General features: G+C 64.1%; 1 protein-coding gene. It reads left to right on the top strand.

Features of this window, described 5'->3' with window-relative positions:
* Positions 1–487: 487 nt before the first annotated feature.
* Positions 488–4,365 (top strand): non-ribosomal peptide synthetase (locus AU192_RS20635; protein ID WP_120275740.1); only part of this gene is annotated, 3,878 nt, incomplete at its 3' end.

Genomic DNA, 4,365 nt, shown 5'->3' with positions numbered 1-4,365 from the left:
CTACGATGCCCAACGGAGCGACCAGCCCCTGGTCGCAATCCAATAGATCGAGCCTCCGGCAGAACCAGGGCGGTTCAAACGATGCCGCGGGCAAGGGTTGGACGTGAGCTTTGAATTGTTTTGCTCGGTTAGCGCGAACCCAGCGAAGTCGGCACGGTCAGAGGGCTGAAAGGGCCGAATTAATGCGCGGACTCCAGTATGTTGCTGTGTACATATAGATAGCTCGGTGAGCACCAGAGTCACTTGTTCGACGACATTTGGCTCTTTCGTCTTCGAGACGAGGAGCGATAAGCCTATGGCCGGTCTCCTGCAACACTCACCCGACTCCAAAAGCCGTCGGGAAGAAAATGCCCCACGCAGACTTTCCTTGAGATACTTGCGCTCCTCGACTTCCGGTGACGGCCACTCATCTCTGATCACGGATCACTTCAGCGCGTGCTGGAGGCGATGGCCATAGATCTGAGGCCGGGGCTACGAGGGGGAACTCATGAGCGCAGATCCCACGCGGACGCTGCTTTCATTAGATCTGCTTGACGACAGCGAGCATGACCAGCTGGCAGGCTGGGGTAATCATTCGGCGTTGACGGAGCGTGGGCCCGGCCCCGTCTCGATTCCGGACATGTTCGCCACCCAGGTGATGCGTGCCCCTGACGCGGTGGCGTTGGTGTGCGGCGAGCAGTCGTGGACGTACCGCGAGCTGGATCAGGTGTCGAACCGGTTGGCCAACGTTCTGAGTGAGCATGACGCGGGGCTGGGTCGGTCCGTGGCACTCCTGGTTTCTCGTTCGCCGGAGGCAGTCATCGCTATCTTGGCGGTGCTGAAGACGGGGGCGGCGTATCTGCCGATCGATCCGGCCCATCCCGACGAGCGGATCAAGTTCATGCTCGGCGATGCGGCGCCCGTCGTCGCGGTCACCACGGGCGACCTGAGCTCGCGCCTCGAGGGTTCGGATCTTCCGGTTGTCGACGCACACGATGCCGTCGACGAACTGCAGTCGAGCGCGACGACGCCGGCGGGGCCGGAACCGGATGACCTGGCCTACATCATCTACACGTCGGGAACGACCGGCGTCCCGAAGGGAGTGGCGGTCACCCATCGGAGTGTCACCCGCCTGATGGGGTCATTGGACGCGGGGTTGCCCCACCCGGGCGTCTGGCCGCTGTGCCATTCGTTGGTGTTCGACGTGTCAGTGTGGGAGATCTGGGGTGCGTTGCTGCGAGGCGGCCGCCTGGTGGTGGTGCCCGACGCGGTGGTCGGTTCCCCTGACGACTTTCACGACCTGCTTGTTCGCGAACGAGTCACCGTGCTGACTCAAACCCCCTCGGCGGCCGGGATGCTCTCGCCGGAGGGTTTGGAGTCGACGGCACTGGCTGTGGTCGGGGAGGCCTGTCCGTCGTCCTTGGTGGATCGGTGGGCGACCGGGGATCGGGTGATGATCAACGCCTACGGTCCGACCGAGACCACGATGTGCGTGGCCATCAGTACGCCTTTGACGCCGGGGCGCGGAGTCGTCCCGATTGGTTCGCCGGTGCCGGGGGCGGCGTTGTTCGTGCTCGATCAGTGGTTGCGCCCAGCGGCTGAGGGTGTGGTTGGTGAGTTGTATGTGGCCGGTGCGGGGGTGGCTGCCGGGTATGTCAATCGTGGGGGTTTGACGGCGTCGCGGTTTGTGGCGTGCCCGTTTGGAGGCCCGGGTGTGCGGATGTATCGCACCGGGGATCTGGTGCGGTGGGGCGAGGATGGTCAGCTGAACTATCTGGGCCGTGCTGATGAGCAGGTCAAGATCCGCGGCTATCGCATCGAGCTGGGCGAGATCCAGGCTGCGTTGGCCAAGCTGGACGGGGTCGACCATGCCGCGGTGATCGCGCGTGAGGACCGCCCGGGTGACAAGCGTCTGGTCGGTTATGTGGTCGGTCACGGAGATGCGGCGGTGGTGCGGTCAGCATTGGCCCAGCAGTTGCCGGCCTACATGGTGCCGGCGGCGATCGTCTTTATGGAGGCGCTGCCGTTGACGGTCAACGGCAAACTCGACAAGCGTGCGCTCCCCGCGCCGGAGTACTTCGGGGGCGGTGCTGGATATCGAGCCCCAGCTACTTCGGTCGAAGAGATTTTGGCTCAGATCTATGCCGAGGTGCTTGGTGTGGAGCGGGTCGGGGTTGATGATTCGTTCTTCGATCTTGGTGGCGACAGCATCTTGTCGATGCAGGTCGCGGGGCGGGCGAGGGCTGCTGGTTTGTTGTGCCGGCCGCGTGACATCTTCGTCGAGCAGACCGTGGCGCGGTTGGCCGCGGCCACCAAGGTTGTCGGTGGGGAGGCCGCGGTCATCGATGAGGGGATCGGACCGGTGGTGGCGACGCCGATCATGCGCTGGCTGCGCGAGTTGTCCGGTCCGACAGATGAATTCAATCAGACGGTTGTGGTGCAGGCGCCTGCGGCGGTGAGCGACGTCGACGTCGAAGTGGTCTTGCAGGCGTTGTTGGATCGGCATGCGATGTTGCGGTTGCGCGCCGAGGACGGTGTCGAGGGTTGGTCGTTGACGGTGCCCGAACCCGGCACGGTCAACGCGCGCGACTACCTGCACGTGGTCGACGTGTTGACCGATGAGGCGTTGGTGGGGGCGCGCTGGCGGCTGAACCCGGGTGCTGGGGTGATGCTGTCGGCGTTGTGGGTGACCTCGTCGAGCCAGTTGGTGTTGATGGTGCACCATCTGGCGGTGGACGGGGTGTCGTGGCGCATCCTGCTCGAGGATCTCAACATCGCTTGGGCCCAGCACCACAGCGGACAACCGATTGAGTTGCCCCCTGGTGGGACGTCGTTCCAGCACTGGGCGTCCCTGCTCGAAGAGCATGCTCAGCGGCCCGAGGTCGTCGCGCACGCCGAGACGTGGCGTCGGGTCGAGGCGGCGCCGGCGGTGTTGCCGGCGGTGCAACCCGATACCGACACCTACGCCAATGCCGGCCAAATGTCGGTGCGGTTGGATGTGGACAGCACCCGGCGGCTGCTTGGTGAGGTGCCCTCGGCGTTTCACGCCGGCGTGCAAGACATTCTGTTGATCGCCTTCGGGCTGGCGATCACCGAATATCTGCAAACCGGTGGCACGTCAGTCGTACTCGACGTCGAGGGACACGGCCGCCGCGACGAACTGGAAACCGGGATCGACCTGTCCCGCACGGTGGGATGGTTCACCACCAAGTCACCGGTCGCGCTCACCGTTGCTGAGTTACCTTGGCAGAACGTACTTTCAGGCTCGCCGGAACTGGGTGTGGTGGTCAAAGAGGCCAAGGAGCAGTTGCGTGGGTTGCCTGATGGGCTGACTTATGGGCTGTTGCGTTATTTGACTCCGGATGTGGAGTTGTCGGGTCCCGATCCGGTGATCGGGTTCAACTATCTGGGTCGCCTGGGTGCTGGTGCGGGTGATCTGGGTGAGGATTTGTGGCAGCTCAGCGAGGACAGTTTTGCGTTGTCGGATGCGGTGTCGGCGGTGGCGATGCCGTTGATGCATACCGTGGAACTCAACGCGGGCACTGTGGATACCGATGAGGGTCCGCGGTTGCAGGCGGGGTGGACGTGGGCGCCCTCAGCGCTGGATGAGGACAAGGTTGCGCGGCTGGGCCGGTTGTGGTTTGAGGCGCTGGCCGGGATTTGTGCGCTTGTGCGTAGCGGCGGCGGTGGGTTGACGCCGTCGGATTTGGCTCCGGCGCGGTTGAGCCAGCAGCAGATCGATGATTTGTGTGCCGAGCATGATATTGCTGATGTGTTGCCGTTGACGCCGTTGCAGCAGGGGTTGTTGTTTCATTCGGCGATCGCGCGGGGCACCGGTGATGATGTGTATGCGGTGCAGCTCGATATCACCGTGGCTGGTGCGTTGGATGCGCATCGGTTCCGTGATGCGGTGCAAAACGTGGTGCAGCGCCACCCGAACCTGGCTGCCCGGTTTACTGAGGAGTTCGGTGAGCCGGTGCAGATCCTGCCGGCTAATCCGGTGATGGCGTGGCGGTATCTGGATCTGCGGTGGGATGACCGTAAGTCTGAGGCCGAGTTGGATGCGTTGTGCGCGTCGGAACGCGCGGCGGTTTGTGATCTGGCCGATCGGCCCACCTTCCGCGCTGCGTTGATCCGCACTGCGGGCAACCAGCACCGGTTCGTGTTGACGTTTCACCACATCGTGATCGATGGCTGGTCGATGCCGATCCTGTTGCAGGAGATTTTGGCCAGCTACTACGGGCACCGGTTGCCGGCGGCCCCGTCGTACCGCAACTTTGTGACCTGGCTGCACGGTCAGGACCGCCAGGCGGCGCGGGCGGCCTGGCGCCAGGTGCTTGAGGGGTTTGAGACCCCGACGCTGGTGGCTCCGCCGGGGGTGCCGGG

This window comes from Mycobacterium lehmannii (genome assembly GCF_001499925.1).
GTDB classification, from domain to species: Bacteria; Actinomycetota; Actinomycetes; order Mycobacteriales; family Mycobacteriaceae; genus Mycobacterium; species Mycobacterium lehmannii.
The sequence above is the reverse complement of the archived record's forward strand: the minus strand, read 5'-3'. Positions and strand labels throughout refer to the sequence as shown.